This is a genomic window from Commensalibacter papalotli (ex Servin-Garciduenas et al. 2014), from assembly GCF_000527695.1.
Classification (GTDB): Bacteria; Pseudomonadota; Alphaproteobacteria; order Acetobacterales; family Acetobacteraceae; genus Commensalibacter; species Commensalibacter papalotli.
The window spans coordinates 40,615-66,019 of sequence record NZ_ATSX01000002.1; the positions used below are offsets into that span (position 1 = coordinate 40,615).

General features: G+C 37.8%; 21 protein-coding genes. 7 read left to right on the forward strand and 14 right to left on the reverse strand.

Annotated elements, in window-relative coordinates; all coding sequences use genetic code 11:
- Window positions 1-90 precede the first annotated feature (90 nt).
- Window positions 91-1,308, forward strand: a complete 1,218-nt coding sequence (locus COMX_RS07240; RefSeq protein WP_034339364.1) for an MFS transporter — start codon at window positions 91-93, stop codon at window positions 1,306-1,308.
- 25 nt (window positions 1,309-1,333) lie between these two features.
- Entirely contained in the window at window positions 1,334-1,894 is a 561-nt protein-coding gene (locus COMX_RS07245) for an LOG family protein (RefSeq protein WP_034339368.1), read from the forward strand.
- A 116-nt stretch (window positions 1,895-2,010) separates the two neighbouring features.
- Here COMX_RS07245 and COMX_RS07250 read toward each other — a convergent pair whose 3' ends face one another.
- From COMX_RS07250 to hpnA, 7 genes are all read right to left on the reverse strand, one after another.
- Entirely contained in the window at window positions 2,011-2,673 is a 663-nt protein-coding gene (locus tag COMX_RS07250) for a phosphorylase family protein (RefSeq protein ID WP_034339371.1), read from the reverse strand.
- Window positions 2,673-4,637, reverse strand: a complete 1,965-nt coding sequence (gene shc, locus COMX_RS07255; RefSeq protein WP_034339375.1) for a squalene--hopene cyclase — start codon at window positions 4,635-4,637, stop codon at window positions 2,673-2,675. Before shc ends, COMX_RS07250 begins: the two co-directional genes overlap by 1 nt.
- Window positions 4,638-4,721: 84 nt before the next feature.
- Window positions 4,722-6,026 carry a hydroxysqualene dehydroxylase HpnE gene (hpnE, locus tag COMX_RS07260; RefSeq protein WP_034339378.1) on the reverse strand — a complete coding sequence of 435 codons (1,305 nt, stop codon included), beginning with the start codon at window positions 6,024-6,026 and terminating at the stop codon, window positions 4,722-4,724.
- Between the two features lie 9 nt (window positions 6,027-6,035).
- A complete protein-coding gene (hpnD, locus tag COMX_RS07265) occupies window positions 6,036-6,932 on the reverse strand; it encodes a presqualene diphosphate synthase HpnD (protein ID WP_034339382.1) in 897 nt (298 codons plus the stop codon).
- Between the two features lie 138 nt (window positions 6,933-7,070).
- A complete protein-coding gene (locus COMX_RS07270; protein ID WP_034339385.1) occupies window positions 7,071-7,958 on the reverse strand; it encodes a squalene/phytoene synthase family protein in 888 nt (295 codons plus the stop codon).
- Window positions 7,955-9,220, reverse strand: a complete 1,266-nt coding sequence (locus tag COMX_RS07275) for a glycosyltransferase (RefSeq protein WP_235176829.1) — start codon at window positions 9,218-9,220, stop codon at window positions 7,955-7,957. Before COMX_RS07275 ends, COMX_RS07270 begins: the two co-directional genes overlap by 4 nt.
- A 68-nt stretch (window positions 9,221-9,288) precedes the next feature.
- Window positions 9,289-10,278, reverse strand: coding sequence for a hopanoid-associated sugar epimerase (gene hpnA, locus COMX_RS07280; RefSeq protein ID WP_034339391.1), 990 nt, complete (start codon window positions 10,276-10,278; stop codon window positions 9,289-9,291).
- 144 nt (window positions 10,279-10,422) lie between these two features.
- Between hpnA and COMX_RS07285 the strand changes: the two genes are divergently transcribed.
- The 3 genes from COMX_RS07285 to COMX_RS07295 all read left to right on the forward strand — a co-directional run bounded on the left by COMX_RS07285 (window position 10,423) and on the right by COMX_RS07295 (window position 14,147).
- Entirely contained in the window at window positions 10,423-11,490 is a 1,068-nt protein-coding gene (locus COMX_RS07285; protein ID WP_051462004.1) for a lysylphosphatidylglycerol synthase domain-containing protein, read from the forward strand.
- A 41-nt stretch (window positions 11,491-11,531) separates the two neighbouring features.
- Entirely contained in the window at window positions 11,532-12,422 is an 891-nt protein-coding gene (locus tag COMX_RS07290) for a prephenate/arogenate dehydrogenase family protein (protein WP_034339392.1), read from the forward strand.
- Between the two features lie 90 nt (window positions 12,423-12,512).
- The gene (locus COMX_RS07295) at window positions 12,513-14,147 is read left to right on the forward strand and encodes a PAS domain-containing sensor histidine kinase (protein WP_034339394.1); all 1,635 of its coding nucleotides are present in this window, start codon (window positions 12,513-12,515) and stop codon (window positions 14,145-14,147) included.
- A gap of 25 nt (window positions 14,148-14,172) precedes the next feature.
- Here COMX_RS07295 and pyk read toward each other — a convergent pair whose 3' ends face one another.
- Both pyk and COMX_RS07305 read right to left on the reverse strand, forming a co-directional pair.
- On the reverse strand, window positions 14,173-15,618 hold the full coding sequence (gene pyk / locus COMX_RS07300) for a pyruvate kinase (protein ID WP_034339396.1): 1,446 nt from the start codon (window positions 15,616-15,618) through the stop codon (window positions 14,173-14,175).
- A gap of 92 nt (window positions 15,619-15,710) precedes the next feature.
- Window positions 15,711-16,532: an SH3 domain-containing protein gene (locus COMX_RS07305; protein ID WP_051462005.1), complete on the reverse strand. Its 822-nt coding sequence runs from the start codon at window positions 16,530-16,532 to the stop codon at window positions 15,711-15,713.
- A gap of 323 nt (window positions 16,533-16,855) precedes the next feature.
- Here COMX_RS07305 and COMX_RS10730 point away from each other — a divergent pair, with 323 nt between their 5' ends.
- Complete coding sequence (locus tag COMX_RS10730) at window positions 16,856-17,419, forward strand: DUF2939 domain-containing protein (protein ID WP_051462006.1); 564 nt, start codon at window positions 16,856-16,858, stop codon at window positions 17,417-17,419.
- Between the two features lie 12 nt (window positions 17,420-17,431).
- Here COMX_RS10730 and COMX_RS07315 read toward each other — a convergent pair whose 3' ends face one another.
- Entirely contained in the window at window positions 17,432-17,659 is a 228-nt protein-coding gene (locus COMX_RS07315; protein ID WP_034339400.1) for a DUF3126 family protein, read from the reverse strand.
- 187 nt (window positions 17,660-17,846) lie between these two features.
- On the opposite strand from COMX_RS07315, the gene COMX_RS07320 reads away from it, so the two are divergent.
- Entirely contained in the window at window positions 17,847-18,389 is a 543-nt protein-coding gene (locus COMX_RS07320; protein WP_152534194.1) for a hypothetical protein, read from the forward strand.
- A 5-nt stretch (window positions 18,390-18,394) separates the two neighbouring features.
- Here the strand turns inward: COMX_RS07320 and COMX_RS07325 are convergent, their stop codons facing one another.
- The 4 genes from COMX_RS07325 to COMX_RS07340 form a co-directional block, all read right to left on the reverse strand.
- Entirely contained in the window at window positions 18,395-19,384 is a 990-nt protein-coding gene (locus COMX_RS07325) for a L,D-transpeptidase (RefSeq protein WP_034339405.1), read from the reverse strand.
- Between the two features lie 88 nt (window positions 19,385-19,472).
- Window positions 19,473-21,188 carry a dihydrolipoyl dehydrogenase gene (lpdA, locus tag COMX_RS07330; protein ID WP_034339408.1) on the reverse strand — a complete coding sequence of 572 codons (1,716 nt, stop codon included), beginning with the start codon at window positions 21,186-21,188 and terminating at the stop codon, window positions 19,473-19,475.
- A gap of 53 nt (window positions 21,189-21,241) precedes the next feature.
- Window positions 21,242-22,450 (reverse strand): 2-oxoglutarate dehydrogenase complex dihydrolipoyllysine-residue succinyltransferase, encoded by a 1,209-nt coding sequence (gene odhB, locus COMX_RS07335; RefSeq protein WP_034339411.1) that lies wholly within the window; start codon window positions 22,448-22,450, stop codon window positions 21,242-21,244.
- Between the two features lie 51 nt (window positions 22,451-22,501).
- Complete coding sequence (locus tag COMX_RS07340; protein WP_034339414.1) at window positions 22,502-25,384, reverse strand: 2-oxoglutarate dehydrogenase E1 component; 2,883 nt, start codon at window positions 25,382-25,384, stop codon at window positions 22,502-22,504.
- Between the last annotated feature and the right edge of the window lie 21 nt (window positions 25,385-25,405).

A 25,405-nucleotide genomic window follows, 5' to 3' on the forward strand; every position in this document is an offset into this window, starting at 1 on the left:
AGCTGTTTACTTAAAATATAAACTAATCTCTCTTATAGCTATCTTTATAATCAACATAATAATTAAATCGAAGAATTGTGCCTCCATAAAATGCCTATTAATAGCCTTAAACCCAGTAAAATTACGCTTAAAATCCTCGCTGTTGTTATTTTTAATTTGATTTGTTACATCAATGTTGGAATGCCTTTTGCGGTTATTCCTTTATTTGTTAATCAACAACTAGGCTATAACTCTGTCATTGCTGGGATGGCTGTTTCTATTGCATATATTGCAACTTTCCTTAGCAGACCAGGCGCAGGTAAATGGATTGATACCAAGGGTGCTAAAAGCTCTGTTGTGATAGGTCTTATTGTCAGTGCTTGTGGTGGATTATTTACACTTGGTTCTTCATTCTTCCTCAGTCAGCCATTAATCGCACTTTTAATTATTATACTAGGACGTTTTTGTATGGGCGCTTCTGAAAGTTGGGCATCCACAGGAACCAATCTTTGGAATATTAGTCGTGTCGGTGTTGAAAATGCTACTCAAGTCATTTCTTGGAATGGTGTCACTTCTTATGGTGGAATGGCAATCGGAGCACCTTTGGGAATTTTTCTTACAAAACTTCCTGGCTTTTGGGGAGGGCTAAATAGTATTGCAATTTTAACGACAGTTCTCGCCGCAGGAGGAGCATTACTAGCATTAACCTTTCAAAATATTCCCCCCAACCCATCAACCGCCCCGCGCCTTTCTTTTGCCAAAGTCTTTATGCGCGTTTTACCTACAGGTGCAGGTCTGGGACTAGGAACCATCGGCTTTGGCAGTATCCAAGCTTTTATGGCATTATATTTCGTTTATAATGGGTGGAATGGGTCTGCTTATGCTATTTCTCTTTTTGGAGGATGTTTTGTCCTTATCCGTTTTATCTTTAAAAGCTCTATTGATAAATTTGGAGGATATATTGTTTCTATTGTTTCTTTGAGCGTTGAAACGATTGGATTATGCTTAATTGCATTTAGTCATTCTGTTGTGGGCACCTATATCGGTGCAGGCCTAACTGGATGTGGATTTTCTTTGATTTTTCCTGCTTTAGGAATTATTGCTATTTCTACCGTAGGTGCAGAAAATCGCGGTTCGGCACTTGCCTGTTTTGGACTTTTTCTTGATATAGCCCTTTTTATAGCCGGACCATTATTAGGGTTTATTCACCTACATTGGGGTTATTATTGGTTATTTCTTAGCGCAGCTGTCTTTACCCTTACAGGAACTATTTTAACCTATATTTTGCACTATCAATCAAAATATCGTAACCTTCCCCAATCTTATTAAAACAAATATTAAAAAGTTAAAATTAATGTCTACATATACGCATTCTATTACTGTTTTTTGTGGTTCCCATCTAGGGAATCATCCTGCTTATGAACAAGCGGGGAAGGATCTTGGTATTGGGCTAGTACATAATAATTTCCGCCTCGTTTTTGGAGGAGGAAATGTTGGTATTATGGGTACAGTTTCTAATACGGTATTAGATTTGAATGGTGCTGTAAAAGGGATTATTCCAAAATTCTTACAAAAAAAAGAAGGACAACATTCTCGCGTTAAAGATCTTGTTATTACCGAAGACATGCATCAACGTAAAGAAATCCTATATAATGAAGCTGATGCTTTTTTGTGTTTACCTGGAGGTATTGGAACTTTTGATGAATTCTTTGAAATTTTAACGTGGAAACAGCTTCATCTTCATACAAAACCAATTATTATTATAAACATCCAAAACTGGGCAGAAGCGGTTTGTAATCAACTTAAAACTATTGTTGATGAAGGGTTTGCCGACCCCTCTATGCTAGAGCTATTCGAAGTTATTGACGATATTCCAACAACATTAAATCGTTTGACCGAACTATTTGCAAAATAAACTCTCTGAGTAAATAATCGATTGAGAATTCTATCAATTTTAATTATCACTATTTAACGACAGAATTCTCAATCATCTTTTAAAATAAAACAATAAATGCCTATATTCTAAAAATATTAAACACTTTCAAACATATTTTTTTGGTGAACAAAGTTATTTAATTGCCTATAAGCAAGTCCAGCATCCACCCCTAATTTAATTAATCCAGAAATCTGTGCTGGATTGACAAGTAAACTCTTAGCCATCTGAGATATTTTTAAATTACCGTCATGAGATAAAGCCAAACAAGCTAACGGAGGCAAATCCCTTGCCGCAGAATCACAAACAACTCTTAAAACTGCAAAGGGGATTTTATGATCTTCACAATATTGCGCAACAATACCACTTTCCATATCTAGAGCCACACAACCTGTCTGCACAAAAAGCTTTTGCTTTTCAGCAGATGCCGTAATAATCTCATCGCTGTGCAATAAAGCGCCAACTTTAATTCGGGATTTTTCGGCACCTAGCTTTAACCGTAAAGCAGGATCCGAAACATAATCTTTACCCCTTACGTGAATAACATTAGGAAGTAAAATCGTTCCAGCTTTAATTAACGGATCTAATCCTGCTGCGAAACCAAAAGACACAATCGAGGTAACTTTTGCTGCAATCAAACGCTTTAATGCAGATTTTGCACCTTCTTTGGTTGCACCACTTGCTTCAATAGCTGCTGGATATAAATGACGAGCTAACTTCGCCTCTGATTGCATTCCAACCAAAACACCAATACGTTGCATTAGAAACCAACCTCGACTTTACCAGTATTACTAGATTGTAGATTACGAAAACGAGATAACGCAAATAAAGGAAAAAATTGACGATATCCATGATAACGTAGGTAAAAGACCCTTGGGAAACCAATCGCATTATATGGTTTTTCATCCCATTGCCCATCTTCCTCTTGGTTTTCCATCAACCATTGAATACCTTTTTGTACTGCTGGATGGTTATGTTGACCTGCTGCCATTAATCCAAGCAAAGCCCAAGCCGTTTGAGAAGGAAGGCTGGTATGATATTGTCCCGGAGTACCACCTTCATAGGATTCTTCACCTTCACCCCAACCACCATCAGGACGTTGAACACAAAGCAACCAATCAACAGCTTTCTTTACCGCGGGATCTTGATTAGAAATACCGACCGCATTGAAAGCACATAATGCGGACCAGGTTCCATAAATATAATTCGTTCCCCAACGACCAAACCACGCACCAAAACTCTCTTGTTCAGCACGTAAAAAATTCATTCCCCGATCAATGACTGCCTTATCCTCTGGATGTCCCAATTGCGCAAGAAAAGAAATACAACGTGCTGCAACATCCACTGTTGGTGGGTCAAGCAATGCACCATGATCTGAGAATGGTATATGATTCAACAGCATTTTATCATTATCAATATCAAATGCACCCCAGCCACCATTAGAGCTTTGCATTCCAATAATCCAATGACGCGCACGTTCAATTGATTCTTGATGCTCTGGTTTTCCTTCTCGATGTAATAACATCCCAACAACAGCAGTATCATCAACGTCCGGATAATAATCGTTATTATATTGGAATGCCCATCCACCAGGGGCAACATCTGGACAATTAATTGCCCAATCGCCCTTTACATCCAAAATCTGACGCTCTTTTAACCACTTAGATGCCTTGGCAAGCTTATCCATTGTTTTTTCACGATCTTCTGCACGAATACCAGAAGCCGTTTCCATCATGGCATGCCCTGTCAATGCTGTATCCCAAATTGGAGAAACACAAGGTTGGCAATATGCCTCATCATCCTTGACAACCATCAGTTTTTTTACTGATTTCCAGGCAATTACTGCGCGAGGATCATCATCACGCATACCCATACAACGAAATGCCATCACAGAATTCGCCATTGCTGGATAAATCGCACCCAATCCATCCTCGCCGTTCAAACGTTTTTCAATAAATTCTACTGTTTTCTTTTGTGCATGTTTACGTAAAAAACTAGGAAATAGTTTTTCCATAGGACGAACAACTTTATCAAGATATTTAAATAAATATCCCCATTGAGAACGAAATGGACCTTTAATCCATTCTTTAATTTGATCAGGTGGTGTTATAAAAAGTTCTTGAACATGAATATTATAACGATTAACAGCTCTACCCTTCAAAGAAACCAACAAAACCAATGGTGCAATCACTGCTCTGGACCAGTAAGACATATTCCAGACTGAGAATAAAGCCCATTTTGGCATTAACATCAATTCAACAGGCATTGCAGGGGTTGCATACCAAGGGACTTCACCAAACAAGGCTAACTGAGTACGTGTAAAAACATTTGCCGTTTCCGCGCCACCATGAGCCAAAATTGCCGTTCTGGCACGTATCATATGCGGTGCATCAACATCATCGCCAATCGCTTTTAATGCAAAATATGCTTTGACAGAGGCTGAAATATCGAATTTACCACCATAATAAAGTGGCCATCCGCCATGATCCCCTTGAATTCGACGTAAATATACACCGATTTTTTCTTGTAATTCTGTATCAATACGATCAAGAAAATGTTCTAATAATACATATTCTGCAGGAATTGTTGCGTCAGCTTCTAATTCAAAAACCCAATGTCCATCCTCGTTTTGACGATTTGCTAAGATATTTTGTGCCTGCAAAATAGCACGATCCAATGCTTCGTCTTTTATTGGCTTTTCTAAAGAGTCAACATGATTCAGCATAGTCAAATATTTCCTTTTTATTGATTCAATACAAAGTGTTGAAAGCGAATGAACATCTTTCAACAATTATAATCATATATATTCTTAAACGATTTTAGAAGAAAAAACTGCTTCAGCAGCCCCAAACCCAGAACGAATAGCCCCCTCAATTGTTGCAGGAAGCCCCGTTGCAACCCAATCACCCGCCAAAAAAAGATTTTGATATGGTGTGTAACAAGAAGGCCTACGATGATTTTGCTCAACTGTAGCAACAAAGCTTGCCCTTTTTTCCCATAATAAACGATGATTAGGAATGGCTTGAGGTAAAGGTGTTTCTATAACAGGAGATAAAACCTCACAAACTTCTTGCCAAATTAACGAGGCAAGATTTTCATGCTGACATCCTGTAAAACGATTAGCCGCACTGACCGTAATTGAAATGACACCAGGCCTTACAAAAATCCATTCACTTATACCACCAATGACACCCACAAATTTAGCTTTATCTATACTACCTTTAATCCGCAAATTTGGATCTACTGCGTAATGTAGATTTAATATACTTTCAAATTGATTAGGAACTTTAACCTTAGGACAAACAGCACCAAGTATTTGCTCTGCGACATGCGCACTTAATGCTAGGATAACAGTATCTTCTGGGCCCACATCTATTTTATTATTATTCATAATAAAATAATCAATCTTACCGTCTTGGACATGTAACTCTGAAAGCCTTGATTTAGTATTAATTATACCACCTTGCAAAGCAATCAAAGATACTGCTGGCTGCACGAAACTTTCAGAAAGGCCTATTTTAGGAAAATAAGGAATACATCCCTTCCCACCTTTCATCAAAGACTGACGCACCACAGAGCCCATTAATAAAGCACTGCCAGCATCACAAGACGTATTTAATGCAGAAACTGCAAAAGGTTGTAATAACCGACGTGATAGCTGTCCATTTACCAAACAATCAGCAACAGTTTTTTGAGTATCTGCTTTTAATAATTTCCATAACGCCAACAATTCTGGAAATTTAAAATCTGGCACGCGATGTTTGGCAAAAAATAACCACCAAGGAAAACGACCTTTTGATAATAATAAATCCCAACGTTTTCCTTCTTCTAAATCAACGAAAGGAAATAAAGGATACCCAGATCCAGTCAAACTATTGGTTGCGTCAATTAAATTCAAATATTTAAAAACAGCGTCATTGCCTGATAAAATCAGATGATTACCATTATCGATCGTACGATCTAGATTAGCATCATAAAAAGAACGTGCTCTGCCCCCCAAAGACGGACTGCTTTCATATAGAATAACCTGAGCATCAGATCTTTGAGATAAAGAAACCGCAGCTGCCAGCCCTGCTAACCCGCCACCAATAATATGAATATGTTTTTTTGCCATCCCAAAAATCTATCTCTTCAAACCAATATAACTCATGATTACTCCAATTCCTGCAACTCCGATTTTTTCAATCAAAGACAAAGAGACTCTCTTAAAGGGTGGTTTCCACCCAACTTTTTTTTGCTTAGCCAGTAAAAATTTATACGTAATTGCCATAATTTTGGCTGGACGTAAGGCCGTTGGACTACATTGTGCCATAAACTCACGTGATAACCTAAAATGATCCAAAGCTCTATACGCCAAAATATGACATACATGATCAACATAAACGCTGTTAACACATTCTTTGGGTGTTAAAGGAAGGTGAAAGCGTTCCAACAACTCTTTTGGTAAATATAAACGGCCACGCTCTGCATCTTCTTGTATATCACGCAAAATATTCGTGATTTGCAAAGCTCTGCCTAAATGATACGCTACTTTTTGGGCAGCATCAGAGCTATCACCAAAAATACGTACAGCCAGACGACCCACAGCAGAAGCAACACGATCGCAATAAAGATCGAAAGTCTGTTCATCTGGGGCAACAATAGGATGTTCAACATCCATCTCCATACCATTAATGATATCGATAAAATCCTGTTGCTTTAAATTAAAACGCTGAATCGTTGCTAATAATACTCGTTCAACTGCATCTGTAGCTTGTCCTGCGTATAAACCATCAAGCCTGTCACGCCATTCTTGTAACAAACGATGTTTTGTTGGGACATCTCCGTCTTCATCTGCAATATCATCAACAATACGACAAAAACTATAAAGCGCATACATTCCATAACGACGCTCTGGGGGTAATATTTGCATCCCCGTAGCAAAAGAGGTCTTGGATTTGCGAACAACCTTTTCTACCTCAGTCAAATCAAGTGCGCTGCACCCCATTATCTGTGCTGCTTCAGCTAACGGCTTAGGCATAATTTGATCAGACCTTTCTTTAATGACAATAAAACTCAGTGCACAACTGTCAATTTTGAAAAAACATACAGCTTTAAGCTATATATCCTTTTCTTTTAATTGGATACAAACAAATATCATCTATCTCATCACATATTTTTACATAAAATAACGAAATGACTTTAAAACAGAATATAAAACATTTTTTTTGCTTAATTTAACATCAGCCGCCAAAGGATCTTCATTCCGTAATCTTTGTGCCAAAAATTTGGCTAAATATACGATGACTGCTGCTTCTAGACGCAAGCGTCGATCTTGTGTTAATCGTGGCAAAAACTCAGCCTCTCTATTAAGCACATCAACATGATCTAATAAAACGTGAAATACTTTTCTCAAAGAAAAACTCATTTGAGGGGCAAGCAAATCCTCTACCTTAACATTATATTTTTTCATTAACTCAAGAGGTATATAACAGCGATCTAATTTAATTAAATCTGTCTTGCAATCTTGCAAATGGTTTAAAATTTGTAATGAAGTACATAATGCATCAGAAGCAGGAAAGGTATCTGGTCCCTCTTTATGTAAATGAAGTAAAAAACGCCCCACAGGATTAGCAGAATAGCAACAATACTGCATCAATTCATCCATAGTTTCATAACGATTTTTTACCGCATCTTGACGAAAAGCAATCAGCAGATCGGTTGCTGTATCAACAGGAACGCCCGTTTCAATAAAACTGTTATACAAATATCGAGCCGTTAAAACATCAGCACGATCAGGCGCAGGGACATCCTTACATACAACAGTTTCCATCGCATTTAAACGGTTAATTTTTTCCTCAGAAGACAACGTTTCTGCATCAGCAATATCATCTATAACCCTGGCAAAATCATAATATGCTTGCACATGGGGCCTTAGTTGACGGCTAATTAACAGTGAGCCAACAGGAAAATTTTCATCTTTGGCCGCTTTTCCAGAGGAAACATCCTTATCCCCCCAAAGAGAAGAATCATATAAATACGATTTACTTTGCTTGGCAGCCGTCATGAATTATCCTTTTGCTCTATAGTTTGATTATTGTGTTCAGAGCTTACCATATTTTCTAATTCGATTTGTAATTCTTTTTTATCCCCCCCAATCGCAGGGGTAACATAAGCCCGTCCCTTCCACATCATTCCTTTGCCAAGGTAATAATTTAACGCAGACCCAATCGTTGCCAGTAAATAAAATAAAGCCACAATTGGCAGTGCAATCATCCATAAAAAGGATAGGTTGAATCTCGATAAAGTTGGAATAAAAGAGCAAATCGAAATAACATATGTAACAATTGCAAATTTTTGAGCTGTTCCATGGGCTATTAATATTTGTATAAAAGGAACAAACCACATCAATGACATTAAAATAACTGTCACTAATAGCATAGCAAAAGAATAGCGCAACTGCACATAAGCTGTGCGTGTAATCATATTCCAAATATCACTTAATTTGTCATAAGGTCTTAATGAGCGAGCCAAACTGCTATGCCCTAGGTAAATATTACCACCGTTCCTTTTAACTAAAAAAGCCAAAGTAACATCATCAATCAAAGCATTTTTTAATGCTGCAACACCACCAATTTTAGTTAACATACGGCTACGAAGTAAAACCGTTCCCCCCGCACCCGCAGCGACAGGAGAACTCTTTTTATTCACCTTGGAAAAAGGATAAAGCATACAAAAAAAATAAACAAAAGCTGGGATAAGCGCTTTTTCATAGAGATTCTTACATCTTAATTTAACCATCTCAGAGACTTGATCTAATTGATCCTTTAACGCCTTACAAGCTAAGGTCGTTAAATGAGATGGCTCATGTTCTATATCTGCATCCGTAAAAAAGAAAAAAGCATTTTCCGTTGTGTATTTTTTTTTTATATAATCAACCCCAGTGGATAATGCCCATAATTTTCCACTCCATCCTTCGGGACGTTCGGTTGTTTCAATAACGTCCAAACGGTTTTGAAAAGATGCTGGTAAATTTTGTTTATAATTTTTAACAATATCGCCTGTATGATCAACACTAGCATCATCTACAACGAGAACCTTATAGTCACCAACATAATCTTGATGGAGCAAAGAGTTCGTAACACATTCTATAGTCTCAGCCTCATCTCGGGCGGGAATAACCACATAAATATCAGGCCATTTTTCAGGCATTGTCTCTAAAGTTGATTGAGGAAAAGAGTGTAAAATAGGTCCTCTTCCCCAAAAACGTCCATGCAAAAAAAATAAATAAATCCAAATCACAAAAGAGCAAATAGCAATAATAGTCATAATTTTAAAATTCTCTAATTAGTAAATTAACTCGTAAACCCTTTATATATAAATAACAAACTCATGCACTAGCTTACATATCTTTGCTGGCGAAACCAATCAACCGCATCTTTTATTGCCTCATGTGCAGGTCTATGCGTATATCCCAATTCTTTTTCTGCCTTTGCAGAAGAAAAAAACATTTTCTTATATGACATTAATAACATCTCACGCGTAACGCGCGGTTGAATGTTGAATTGATTAGCCATCCATTCAGAAACCACTGCCACGGGCCATATAACTTTTTGATTTAACCTTACCAAAGGAGGCCTGACATTCGCAATCTTGGAGGTCATCGCAAATAAATCTCGAAGAGACATATTTTCACCTCCAAGAATATACTTTTCACCAATGATACCTTTTTCAAGAGCTAATAAATGCCCCTGAGCAACATCATCAACATGCACTATATTCAACCCTGTATCAACATAAGCTGGCATTTTTCCCTTGATACAATCAAGTATCATTTGACCAGTTGGTGTTGGTTTAATATCTCTGGGACCAATTGGTGTTGACGGATTAACAATAACCGCTGGCAATTTATTTTCTTTAATTAATTTTAATACCGCTTGTTCTGCTTCATATTTTGATTGTTTGTAAACACCAATAATTTTATGTACAGGTGTTGTCTCGTCTGCAATACTGCCGTCGCCCACCAATCCCAACGCTGCAACAGAAGAGCAATATACGATCTTCTCAACACCTGCCTGTTGTGCGGCCAACATTAAACGGCGTGTTCCCTCAACATTAATTTCCATCATGCGCTTGGGATCAGGAACCCACAGACGATAATCTGCCGCCACATGAAACAGATATTTGCATCCACGTAAAGATTGCGTAAAAGCTTCAGGGTTCAATAAATCCCCCTCAACAATTTCTGCGTCCAAGCCCTGTAAATTTGATTTATTACTGCTGGGACGTGCCAGGACTTTCAAACGATGTCCATTCTCAATCAGTTTACGTGCAACTGCTGAACCAACAAACCCTGTAACCCCAGTGATAAAAGTTGAGGTAGTCATAAAGCCCCCGATCAAAATTATAAAAATTTCACATAGAACGTTGAATCTGTTATTCAAACATAATAGTAATGGCTTTTATATCATTACTATGCATTCCAATAAATCAGATAATAACTTCTCTTTTACAAAGATACACGGTCTATTTTGAAAAAAATTTCAATTATTCTATTCTTTTTGGGGCTCAGCCTCATTATTGCTGGTGCAGCTTGGATAGGTGCAGACAGTATCTTTAAGTCCGTCTTTTCCATAGGTGTTGGAAAGCTCTTAATCCTGTCTTTATGGCAATTAATGATTATTGTAGTCCTGGGTTGGGCATGGCACTGTATTTGTCCACAATTAGGGTTGGTCAGATTATTTTGGGCAAGAACTCTAAGGGAATCTGCAGCAACATGCTTACCATTTTCACAAATTGGTGGCATTGTCCTCGGAGTACGTGCTGTTTGTTTTAAAGGATATAAATATATTAAAAACCCTTCTGATTTATCAGTTTCCCAAGGGATAAGCTCTAATATTGTTGATATTACAACCGAAACGCTGGGACAGGTTTTATTTATTATTATTGGAATTATTACCCTACTTATCGGCGGGTATCATACTCATTTACCTGACTTCCCTTTGTTCGGTATTCATGTAAACTTAAAATGGTTTATTATTCTTAGTATCCTTTTATTAATATTAGGACTGATTCCTTTCATTTGGACACAAAGGCAAGGAAGTCTCTTATTTCGAAAAATCTTCAACTCACTCAGCTCTAATATCGCCCAACAATGGAATGGTAAAATCGCATCCAGTGCGGAATCGTTACAAGAACCACTAGATCAAATTTGGGCTAATCCCACACGAATCATCTATAGCTGTTTTATTCATTTTGCTGGTTGGATGGGTAGCGGTATCGGAACTTGGATATGTTACCACTTTCTGGGTGCTGATATTAACTTAATGGAAGCCATTACCATTGAAGCTTTGGTCTGTGTTGTTTTAACAATAGGATTTATTGTTCCCGCCAGTGTTGGTATCCAAGAAGGCGCCTATGTTCTTATTGGTGCCATTTTTGGAATTGATCCTTCATTATCTTTTGGCCTATCCATATTACGCCGAGCAAGAGATTTAATTATCGGTATTCCAGCTTTGCTTTTGTGGCAATTCAGCGAGATTCAATATTTACGAAAAAATCCTGACAAAAATAAAAAACTTGATGTAACGTCAACTTAGCCTCTTCGTTCTTTTTAACCTTTTTATATCGATTACTCATCATGACATCTTCAATATTCCATCGTGTTACTGTTATTGGACCAGGGCTCATTGGCTCTTCTATTTTAAGACGTATCCAAAAAGATCGTTCTCTTGCGACTTATACAGTGGCTTATGATAATAACCCAGATGTTTGTAATCGCGTAAAAGAGTTACAAATCGCCGATGAAGTTTGTTCTGATCCTGAAACTGCGGTTAAAGATGCTGATTGTGTGATTTTAGCCGTCCCTGTAGGTGTTATGGGAGAAGTGACCAAGCAAATTGCACCTTATTTACAAAAAGGGGCTATCCTAACCGATACAGGCTCTACCAAAGCATCTGTGATTGCTGCTATTGAACCGCATTTGCCTCCTGATGTTGTTTTTGTTCCAACGCATCCTATGGCAGGAACCGAATTTTCTGGTCCTGATGCTGGATTCGAAAGCTTGTTTGAGAATCGTTGGTGCCTTATCACTCCTACTCCAAACACAACCCAAGAGGCGATCGATAAAATTACCGAATTTTGGCAAAAAATGGGTTCTAATACCCGCATCCTGGACATTAAACATCATGATAAAGTCTGCGCCATTGTCAGCCATTTACCTCACCTTATTGCTTTTACAATTTGTAACACTGCCGATAGCCTAGAAGAGGAAACAAGGTCTGAAGTCCTTGACTATGCAGCTTCTGGATTTCGGGATTTTACACGCGTCGCATCCTCGGACCCAACCATGTGGCGTGATGTATTCATTAATAATCGTGAAGCCATTTTAGAAATGCTAGCACGCTTTACCGAAGACGCTCAAGCTATGGCCAAAGCAATCAGATGGAAAGATGAAGAGTATATCACTGAAACTATTCAAAAAGGGCGGCGTATCCGTAAATCCTTGATTGATAACAAACAAGTGCAATAATAAATAGAATAATAAACTAGCCATTGAGGCTATTTGTCCTGTACTTTGATGTTATAATAATTCAGTGTTTAAACTCGCAAAGTTATCGTAATGACAAAGACTATACTCATTTCAGAGCCATTAACTGTCAAACAACTGATTAACAGTTTTGACTGGAATAACACTTCTTTGGGTGATCCAGATTCTTGGTCACCAAACTTGCAAGCCTTATTATCCTTGATTTTAAATACATCCTTACCAATGGTCATTTATTGGGGAAAGCAAAATATTGCTTTATATAATGATGCCTATGCAAAACTGATTGGCGTCAAACACCCTGCTTTACTTGGAAGACCATTAATTCAAATGTGGCCTGAACGTAAAGCACATTTCAATCAAATTGTTAGTGCTATTTATCAAAAAGAAACCATTCGTTACACTACGGATTATCAAATTCCAGGAACACAAAACCCTAATTCTATACAAACACAAATCGAAGTAGCATTTAGCCCTATTCTGGATAAAAATAACCAAGTGCAGGGAATGTTAAGTATAATCACACAGACACATGAAGCAAATCTTTCCCCTGCACAAACAATAGAACAACTTATTGGGGGATTAGCCCATGATTTTAATACATTACTGGCTGGAATTATTGGTAATCTAGAGCTTATGCAAATGCGCATCAAGCAAAATAAACTTGATATGTTACCCCGTTACATTGAAGCCGCACAAAAAGCCACAACACAAGCTACAGATATTACACATCAGCTCCTTTCTTTTTCCAGAAGGCAAACGCTTGTCCCACATGTCATTGATCCAAACCACACAATACAGGCTTTACTCGACAGTTTTAATAATCTTATTAAAGAAGATAATATTAAACAAACAAGCAATATACAAATACAACTTGAACCCGAAATTTGGTCTATATTCTGTGATCCAGAACATTTAAAAAATGCTATTTTACATATTTTTAAAAATTCCTGCGAAGCTATTCACGCTTCAAATGGAACAATTTTAATTAAAACACAAAATATAACAATTACGTCTGCTCATCATTTGCGTAAATTTATTAAGCCTAATGATTATATTGTTATTACTATTCAAGATAATGGTACAGGGATGTCCCCTGATATGATCAGCAGAGCCACTGATCCATTCTTTACAACAAAACCCTTGGGAAAACGTGCTGGACTTGGATTATCTATGGCTTATGGTTTTACAAAACAATCCAGTGGACATTTAACCATTGATTCCGACCCAAAAACAGGAACAATTGTCAGCCTGTTTTTGCCGCGTTATTACCGCCCTTTAATTATTCAAAAACTCTATAATAACCCTGCAAAAACCAATACTCTTAAAACATTATTAATTTCACAAGATAATCATTTATGTATGTTGCTAAGTGAAAACCTAGAAAATCTAGGCTATTCAATGACAATCGCACAAACTGAAAAAGAAACTTTTACTTTATTAAAAAGCTGCAATAATTTTTGTTTTATTGCTGTTGATACACGCTTGCTATCTGACGCACAAACAAATTTCTTGTCCGCTATTAATGAAAATTATCCCGATCTTCCTATTTTATTTATTACAGGATATGAGGAAACACCAATTATGTTAAAATCATTTATTAAAGAACAAAGTTTTGTTATTCGCAAACCAATAACCCATACAATGATTGCGGATTCTATTAAAGCAATCGAGGATTCCAAACAGGCGAATGCAAAAAGAGAGGAGTAGCCCCTCTCTTTTTTAATCTGGTTAATTAATTGATATCAATAACACGAATAAGATTTGTACTGCCAGCTTGACCAAAAGGCATACCAGCAATCACAACCATATGATCACCTTTTTTCACCACTTGGTAACTTTCAACAATACGAGAAGCTTCTGATACCATATCTTCAACACTACAAGCTGGATTATCAACTGTAATAGAATGATATGGATGCACACCCCAAACCAAAGCGAGCTTTCTTGCTGAATCCATTGTAGGTGTTACGCCGAAAATTACTGAATTAGGACGTTCTCTTGACATACGTTGAGCTGTTTTTCCTCTTCTTGTAAAAGCAACAACAGCAGGTGTTTCCAAAGTATTACAAATAGTTTGAGCAGCAGCCACAATCGCATCAGCAACATTATGACGAGGCTGTTCACGAGTTGCTTCCATTAATTTACGCCACTCTTCGTCTTTTTCAACACGAGAAATAATACGATCCATAATAGCAACAGCTTCTTTTGGGTATTGACCAGCAGCACTTTCTGCAGAAAGCATCACAGCGTCCGCCCCTTCAAATACAGCTGTTGCAATATCAGAAGCCTCAGCACGTGTTGGTGTAGGAGAACTAATCATACTTTCCAACATTTGCGTTGCAACAATAACCGGTTTACCCAAACTACGTGCTTTACGAATAATTTTAATTTGAGCCAATGGCACTTCTTCAGGAGGCATTTCAACCCCAAGATCACCACGAGCAACCATCACACCATCAGTTAATTCTAAAATCGCATCGATATTTTGCATTGCTTGTGGTTTTTCCATTTTGGTCACAATCCACGCACGACCATTGGAAATATCTTTGGCTTCTTGAACATCTTCTGGACGTTGAACAAAAGAAAGTCCAATGAAATCAACCCCTAATTCCAATGCAAATTTAAGATCTTTATGATCTTTTTCAGTTAATGCAGGAATTGGTAAAATCATATCAGGAACATTAACCCCTTTATGATTAGATAAAGGACCACCAACGAGAACTTCTGTTTCTAGGAAATCTTTACCAACTTTACGAACGATCAAACATAGCTTACCATCATCAAGTAATAAACGACATCCAGGCTCTGCGCTATTGATAATTTCTGGATGAGGTAAACAAACGCGCTCTTCATTTCCCAAGGTTTTATCTAAATCCAAACGGAATGTTGCGCCAGTTTTAAGGATAACTTTACCTTCTTTGAAATCACCAACGCGTAATTTTGGTCCTTGAATATCAGCAAGAACACCGATAACTTTGCCTGTCTCTTTTTCAAGTTCACGAATAATATGATAACGTGCAGCTTGTTCCTCATGAGAACCATGAGAAAAATTCAGGCGAAAAACATCCACACCAGCGATAAATAAAGTCTTGATCATTTCTTTTGTTGAAGATGCTGGTCCCAAAGTAGAAACAATCTTTGTACGACGACTTCTTAATAAATTAATTTTATCAGCCATGTATCTAATTCCTTATATATTCTAAATTAATGAATCATAGTTATTTTGTTTTTATAACAATAAACATAGATAAAAATTGATTCTCAAATAACTTAATGTGCTTCAATCACTTCTTGAGGTGTAATTCCCCAAAAACTATCTCGTGGTATCCAACCATTATATCCTTTAATGGCAACATTGCACCACTGTGAACCTGATGGACATGATTTAATATTACCAACAACCCCTGGCTTTAAAACAGCTACAGGTGCTGCTGTATCTTTGGGTTCAGCTCTGACAATAATACTGTTTTTACCTGGCTGTATCGATTGAGCATCGGCAATATATCCAACAATACGACTGTCCATGTGTTCACTTTTCTTTTTATCTTTATCCTTGTCCTTGTTTTGGTCAGGAACTTCCTGACCAACAGAAAGGGGCTCTCCTAAAATAATAAAAGAACGGCCTCCAGATAAAATAGCTTGCTGAATCCAGCCTTTCTGACCATCAGCATCTTCAACTAAACGCCAGATATCAAACTCTCTTGTGACTTTAACTGGCATATTGCGACGATGATACGTCCAAATAATTGGGTAACGTGATCCTGGCCCTGCTCGCATATTGACTTCATCTGCGCGTAGAGACAAAAAATAAGGTATGGGTTTTCCAGAAACAGCACCTTTTTCAGCAGCATCCCCCGCAGAAGGAAGAATTTGCCCATTACCACTTACCGCAGGTAAATTACCATTTTGTGGTGTTACAGCCTGAGATGATGCAGGGGCTGCAGGTATATATTGTTTTTCTTGTTGGGTTTGTGCATGTCCAGAAAAAGGAAAAGTCAAACCTCCAGCTAATAAAGCCAGTACAAAAGCTGCACCAGTTTTATATTGGGTCACAATTTTAGGTATAGAGTATTTAGAAAAACAATATTTCATACGATCCTATCTTTCACAGATATAAATTTTTTTATTTCGAAAAGTGAATAAATAATTTTATAGGCCTCTTTACTAATAATATAAAAATGATCTAATGTTAATATTACATCTTAAGATTATTTATATACACATTCCATTATCCTAGAGATCGATTTTTGTAAAAAGATTATAAATCGTATCATTTTCACCAGAATTACTATAACACTTTTGGTATATATTACTATATCATCCTTTTGATAAAATATATGCTATACCATCATACATATTCATTTTATTATAATCGCCACCTTAAAAGATATAACTTTACGCTCAAGGAATACTCAATGTTTTTTTCATTTTTAAAAAAATGGAAGCTTATTTTTATACTCGCTTTTCTAGGTGGACTTTATATTGCATATCCTTATATGACATTGTGGTCTATTACCAAAGCCATTGAAACGCATGATACAAAAAAATTATTAACCTATTTAGATTGGCACTCGATCAAAAACAACCTACAAATTGACCTTGCCAAAGCAATTCAAAACATCCCTTCTTCAGAGGACGATTTGCCAGATTTTGGAAATTCTTTTGCGGTCACAGCGGTTTCCAACGCTGTTGATCACAATTTGACCCCTGATAATTTAACCAAATTTATTAATCGAATCAAACAAGATGCATCTCGACAAAATATATCAACGGCTCGAGCATTATTACAATCTTTTATGGCAACTCAAATCCGTTTTTTATCCCCAACGTCATTGCGTGCAGTGATCGTAATTCCAGGAGAAGCAAAGGATGACCCAATTCAAATGACATTACGCCTTGAAGATTGGAAGTGGAAAGTAACCTCCTTTAGATTTTCAGAACAGCGTACTTTCCAACTTTTTAAACAATCAGATCAATAAAACAAAGTTATCCTAAGTCAAATCTTCTTCTAAAACAGTCAGAGAGATCGCATAAGAAACTTCGCCTTCATCTTCATCACGGTAAATCGTACCAATTGACTCTAAGGCTTTGCTATTTTGAATACATAATTCGACAGGTTGCCCAACACGTTTGGGCAAAACTACTTTCAAACAATTACTTCCTAATTTTTTTTGTAAATAACTTTCTAAGGTTTCAGCTTCTTTTGGTTGTATAGGCATCCCTATTTTACTCCTCTAATTTAGCAACAAGAAAAATGGCTTAGATTAAAAACAATCTTTTGCTAAGTTTATACCATTATTCTGCCATTTTTTAATCCAACAATTTAAATAATTTTATTATTCATGTGATTATATTGAAAAGCTTATGAAAAAACCATTATTTCACTTCGTTCGATCCATAATAATTTTGTTTCCTATAATATTCTTAATAGTTGTACTCACACATACACATTACTATACTAATCAAAATAAAAATTTTGCTGCTCATTTCTCTACTAAACAATATCAGCAAAAGCAAACTTTATCCTATAATCAACCTTACAAAACGGTAGATCAACAAACTCCACAATTAATCGCAAAGCAAATTACAAATTATTACGAGTGGAAAAACATTATTCATGAAATTTACAAAGGTAACAAAGAATGGGCTAATTTAATTCCCAATATTCTTCCTCATACCCCTACCAGACTGAAAACACAGCTAAATCATGCAATAGCACATGCGTTATTCATCAATCCTAGTATTATCTTACAAAATTTATCCTTAACTGATTCAACATTAAACAATATCGATATGATTTGTAAGGCGCCTAGCCTTGATAAAAATGAAAAACTCCATTTAGCGACTATTCTGAAATCAGTACATAATCCATCTTTTATTTATCAACAACAAAGCTGCTTACATACATTATTAGGCACCATAAAACATAAACAACCAAACTTATCTTGAATGAATTAGTTACCTTGTAGATCAATACTCTGAGAAGAATCTACTACAACCAGCTTGTCCCCTGCTAGTGGAGTTGATTGTCGTTGTCTTAACAAAACTGAGCTAAAACGCTTATCTTTGTGTGCTGCTTGATTATATAGCACGTCAATGATACCATTCTGATCAATAAATTCATTCATTTTGGTAGCAACTCTTATACAACCCTCGGACGCAGGATGCCCCAGACGTTGCTCTAAATAATCAGGATCTGTTGCATGCATTTCTAAACGAATTTGTCCTTTTTCTCTGTTTGGCAACCAACCTTTCTCTGCCCACTGCCATCCAAAATCCCAAACTCGCATTCCTTTGATACCATTACCACGAATACCATTTTTATTCTTGGTGCCCAAAGCACGATAACCAATACGCTCAATTGTATTATAAAATACACCCGTTGGTGTAATATAATAAAGCTTGCGCCCAGTATTACCCGTAGAAACCTTTCCTCCACCCAAAGCTTTCCATTCCCCCTGCCCTTTAGGCAAAGCCAAGACAAAACACAACTCTTGCACTTTGGGATTACGATCAACAACAATCAACAACTGAGCTCTTTTGACGGGAGGGCCTTTACGCTCCATTTCTTCTTTGGCAAGAGCGACCCATTTTTTATTACGCTGAGCAGAATAAATAATAGCATTCGGCACTGATTTTTTAAGCTGTGCTGTAATTTTTTCTGCCTCTTGATAGGCTTGTTCTTCAGTTAAAGAAGGTAAAGGAGGCAAGCCATGCAATTCATGATCCTTCTTAAATAAAGAAATATTTGGATCAGCATATTCATAAAAATGAACATAAGAACGATTGGCTTGCGGATCAGGAATAGAACTTTGAGGCAAACTATCTTCCAGACCTTTAATATCGTCTCTGATATCAAAAGAAGCAGGGACTGCATGCGTTTGTATTTGTGCCAAGATGGCTAATCCACCAATCATACTGACAGCAATAACACTATGCTTCATCCCTGCTTCTCCTTAAATCTATTCGGTCAAACTTTAAAAAATGTAGCTTAATAGAATGTAAAAGCAAAGAAAACAATATTCTATAAGATTACATGTGAATTGATCTTTTCTGTGTTCCCAAAGCCGCTTCTTTGATCGATTCTGTCAATGTCGGATGCGCGTGACAAGTTAACGCAATATCTTCCGCAGAAGCCCCAAAATTCATTGCCAATACAATCTCAGCAATTAATTCACTGCAATGAGGACCAATAAGATGCGCACCTAATACTTTGTTTGTACGTTTATCAGCCAAAATTTTAACAAAGCCCTCAGTTTGATTCATCGCTCTGGCACGGCCATTGGCACTAAATGGAAATTTACCAACACTATATTCAACAGATTCCGCTTTTAATACTTCCTCGGTTTTCCCGACCATCGCAATTTCTGGGTCAGTATAAACCACACCCGGAATAAGCCCATAGTCAATATGCGGTTTTTTCCCAGCCAAAAGCTCGGCAATTGCAACACCCTCTTCTTCAGCTTTATGCGCCAACATTGGGCCAGCTATAACGTCGCCAATCGCATAAATCCCAGCAATATTGGTTTGGAACTGTGCATTCGTTTGAATACGTCCTTTTTCGTCCAAATCCACACCTAAAGCTTCTAATCCTAGCCCTTGAGTAACCGGTTTACGACCCACTGAAACCAAAACTACATCCGCAGAAAGGGTTTCTTTGTGATCACCTCCAATATTGCTGATCGTAATTTGGGACTCTTTGCCTTTTCTCTCAAGCTTTTCAACTTTATGCGCAAGTTTCAACTGCATTCCTTGCTTTTCTAAAATTTTGGCAAAACTAAGAGATACTTCTTTATCAAAACCAGGCAAAAGACGATCAAAATACTCTACAATAGTCACCTTGGCACCCAAACGATGCCATACACTGCCAAGCTCTACACCAATAACACCACCACCAATCACAACCATATGCTCTGGCACTTTTTCAAGACTCAAAGCACCAGTCGACGTAACAACGTGCTTTTCATCAACATCTACGTCAGGCAAAGATACAGATTCACTGCCTGTCGCAATAACAATGGTACGCGCTGTATGTTCTTTACCATCAATGCTTACTTGACCTGGGGCTGTAATCGTTGCAGAACCCTTTAACCATGTAATTTTGTTTTTCTTTAACAGAAATTCTATCCCAGCAACATTGGCATTAATCACAGCATCTTTATGAGATTGCATCTTGGCTAGATCAAGCTTTACATCTTTGACAATGACACCAAGATCAGCCAATTGTTTGTGCGCAGCTTCATATTGTTCAGAAGCATAAAGCAAAGCTTTGGATGGAATACATCCAACATTTAAACATGTTCCACCCAGTGTTTTCTTTTTTTCAACACAAGCCACCTTCATGCCTAACTGTGCAGCACGAATAGCCGCCACGTATCCACCAGGGCCCGCACCAATGACAATTAAATCATATTCAGCATCATTATTTTGATTTGCAGTAATAGACTCCTGCTTTACTTCAGTAACAGAGGGAACCTCTACCGCAGTATTAATAGAAGCCCCAGCTTCAGCTTTATCTCCAATCGTTACCAATAATGCACCTACCGCAACCTCATCACCAACAGCGACTTGATGCTGCCCAACGATCCCTGCAACAGGGGCTGGAACTTCAACATTCACCTTATCCGTTTCCAACTCTATCAAAGCTTCATCAGCACTGATCGACTCTCCTGGTTGCTTTAACCATTTAGAAACAACAGCAGAAGTAATACTTTCGCCTAGAACAGGAACTACGATTTTCTCAGCCATCAGGATCAATTTCCTTCTTTTACAATAAGAATAATATCGGATATATGAAATGATCAAACATCAAGTAATAAACGCTCTGGATGCTCAATTCTGTCCTTAATATGGACCAAGAAACTCACCGCCTCTTTACCATCAACAATACGATGATCATAAGAAAGTGCCAAATACATCATGGGACGAATGACCACTTGACCATTTTCAGCAATAGGGCGATCTTTGATCGCATGCATACCCAAAATACCTGATTGAGGCATATTAATAATCGGGGTAGACATCAACGACCCATATATTCCACCATTGGTTATGGAAAAAGTACCTCCTGATAAATCGTCTAACTTTAACTGATTATTTTTAGCTTTTTGCGCAAAACCAATAATATTGCTTTCGATGTCCGCAAAACTCATTTGATCAGCATCACGTAATACTGGTACAACCAAACCATTAGGGCCACCAACCGCAATTCCCATATTAACAAAATTGCGATAAATCACATCTTCACCATCAATTTGAGCATTAATAGCTGGATATTCTTGTAAAGCAGAAATTGTTGCTTTTACGAAAAATGACATAAACCCAAGGCGCGCACCTTCGTGTTTTTTATTAAATGCATCTTTATACTGACTACGCAATTTCATAACCGCAGACATGTTCACTTCATTAAAAGTGGTCAGCATCGCTGCTGTCTCTTGGGCATCTTTTAAACGCCGTGCAATTGTACGACGTAAGCGAGTCATTTTTACACGTTCTTCACGAGGATCATCTCGACGTGTAGAAACCGCCGCAACATTTGCAACTGCTGGTTTAGAACCACCACCAGCAACAAAATTAACCACATCATCACGCGTAATACGGCCATCTTTACCTGTACCATGCCCAATCTGAGATGCTGCAATTTGTTTTTCTTCCATCATTTTACGTGCAGCAGGCATAGGTTGATGTGTTTCTGTTATCTGAGCTTCGACCTCTAAGACCTTAGGAGGTTCTACGGACTTTGGTGCTGTTGGTGCAGCCACAGGTTTAGAACCACCCGCCTCAATTGTTGTCAGTATAGCACCAACCTCTACCTCGTCTCCTTCTGAAACCAAATGATTGCCCAAAGCGCCTGCTTGGGGTGCTGCCACTTCAACACTTACCTTATCTGTTTCCAGCTCAACAACTGCTTCATCCATTTCAACATGCTCACCTGGTTGTTTCAACCATTTAGCAATTGTCGCTACAGAGATACTTTCTCCAAGTTGTGGTACTTTAATTTCTACTGACATTATTAACTTACTTTCTTATTCTGTCTTGCATAGATTTTTATCGTAACAAATTTAAGCTTTTTTATGACCTAAGGCCTCATCAATCAGAGTTTCTTGCTCTGTTTTATAAACAGAAGATAATCCTGTTGCAGGACTGGCAGCAGGCAATCTTCCTGTATATTGTACACAAGGCGATTTATGATTAAGTATTCGTAAAATTTTTTCAATTTTACGATCCACAAAATTCCATGCCCCCATATTTTCGGGCTCTTCTTGACACCAAACAATCTCAGCATTCGGATATTGTGACAAAATATCGGATAATTCACGCTCTGGGAAAGGATAAAGCTGCTCTATACGTACCAAAGCTACTTGTTCGAATTGTAGCTCACAGCGCATATCAAGACGACGCATCCATAAATCATAATAAACTTTACCCGAACATAAAACGACCCGTTTGACTTTGCTCTTATCACTAACCACTGGATCAACCTCGTTAATTACAGGCATAAAACATGTATTATCTGTAAAAGCTGATAAAGGTGATTGTGCCAATTTATGTCGTAACAAAGATTTAGGAGACATAATTACCAAAGGTTGACGATAATTGCGTTTCATCTGACGGCGTAATGCATGGAAATAATTCGCAGGCGTTGTGATATTACAAACCTGCATATTATCATCTCCACAAAGTTGTAAAAAACGTTCCAAGCGAGCAGAAGAATGCTCAGCCCCTTGCCCTTCTTGAGAGTGCGGCAATAACAATACCAGACCAGACATTTGCAACCATTTACTCTCACCTGCACTGATGAATTGATCAATGATGATCTGAGCCCCATTGGCAAAATCACCAAACTGAGCCTCCCACAGCACTAATGTATTTGGGTTGGTGCAACTATAACCATATTCAAACCCAAGTACGGCAAATTCAGAAAGAAATGAATTATAAATATCCAACTTGGCCTGTTCTGGTTGAATATGGTTTAATAAGATATAAGGTTGTTGTGTTATTTGATCAAATAATACGGCATTTCGATGACTGAAAGTGCCCCTTTGGCAATCCTGACCTGTCATACGCACAGGATGGCCTTCTATCAACAAACTACCGAATGCTAAAGCCTCACCCGTTGCCCAATCAATTCCGCCTTTACTGGCAAACATTTGTGCCTTAGCCTCTAATTGACGTATTAATTTAGGGTGACACTCAAACCCTTCTGCATAAGAAGAAAGCGCCTTACCTATTGTTTGTGCAATTTCCTCAGAAATAGCTGTAGGCGTTTCTTGACGATCTTGGCCGCGCCATTTCATTTCTCGCCATTCTGAAGTAACCCATTGCATTTCATTTACACGGTAATCTTCAGAAGCTTTATAACTTGATTGCAAATATTCTTGAAATAAATTCCAATTTTTCTCACTCTCTGATGTGACCAAAATCCCTTCACGGGCAAGCTTATCTGCATAAATTTTGTAAATTGTTTCGCGTTTACGAATAGCTTGATACATTAAAGGTTGTGTAAACGCAGGCTCGTCTGATTCATTATGACCATTCCTACGATAACAAACCAAATCAATAATAACATCTGTTGCAAATTGTGCTTGGAAATCCACCGCTAATTGCATCACCTTGACAACTGCCTCTGGATCATCCCCATTCACATGAATAATCGGTGCACGCGCTACTTTACCAACATCAGTGCCATAATATCCTGAGAACGCAACATCAGGTTGTGTTGTAAACCCAATTTGGTTATTCGTGACAACGTGAATTGTTCCACCCGTTTCATAACCTGGCAATTGGGACATTGCCAAAATCTCATATACGACCCCTTGTCCAGCAAAAGCCGCATCACCATGCAAAAGAACAGCTAAATGTTTTTGATGATCACGATCTTGCTCTGCTCGAACTTGCCCTTCGACAACCGCACCAACAGCTTCAAGATGAGATGGATTAAAAGCTAATGAAAGCTCCACCTCTTTTCCTGCCACTTCCACTTTTTTACGATAGCCCAGATGATACTTCACATCCGCTGCACCAGGGATTCCATCTGGTTTATAAGAACCACCCGAAAACTCATGGAACAAAGCAACAAAAGGCTTACCGATCACATTGGTTAATACATTTAATCGTCCACGATGAGCCATTCCCATAGCAATTGATTTTACATCATATTGCGTAACGGCCTGGCGAATTAAGGCATGCAATGCAGGAATCGTTACTTCACCACCATCAAGACCAAAACGCTTTACCCCCACATATCTTTTTTGGCAAAACGCCTCAAACCCCACCGCTTCGGTAAGTTGTTGTAAGATTCTTTTCTTATCATCACTAACCAGCGTAACAGAACCGAGTTTCTCTATTTTTTGTTTTAACCATTGACGCTGCTCATTATCTTGCAAATACATATATTCCCAAGCAATAGAACGACAATATACTTTCTGTAATCCTGCAATAATTTCACGTAACGGATGAATCTCTTTAGATAAAAAAGGAGCCGCATTTTTCCCTATAAAAATAAGACGGTTCATATCTTGAGCAGTAAAACCATATCTTTGAGGATCCAGCTCTACAACCAAAGGTCTTTGTTCAAGTTGTAAAGGGTCAAGTTGTGCATATTGATGTCCAAAAACACGATAAGCATTAATCAACTGTATAGCACGTATACTATCATATGCGGCTTGAGTGATCTGTCCTTTTATAGATTTCTCGGTTTTAGGAGCATCAGTATTAACCGCTTCATCTCCTTCAATCTCAACTTCGGTCAAAGGACGTGGAGACCAAGAAGCCCCTCTGGCATCTTTGGTGATAATATGTTGGGCATCATCCATTGCCACAAACAATTCAGAAAATGAAGGATCAACACTGTGAGGGTCTTCTACCCACTGTGCATACAAATCCGCAAGATAGGCACTGTTCGATCCGCTGAACACACTTGCAATATGATCTTTCATCGCCATCTTTTTTCTTCCTTACTTTAA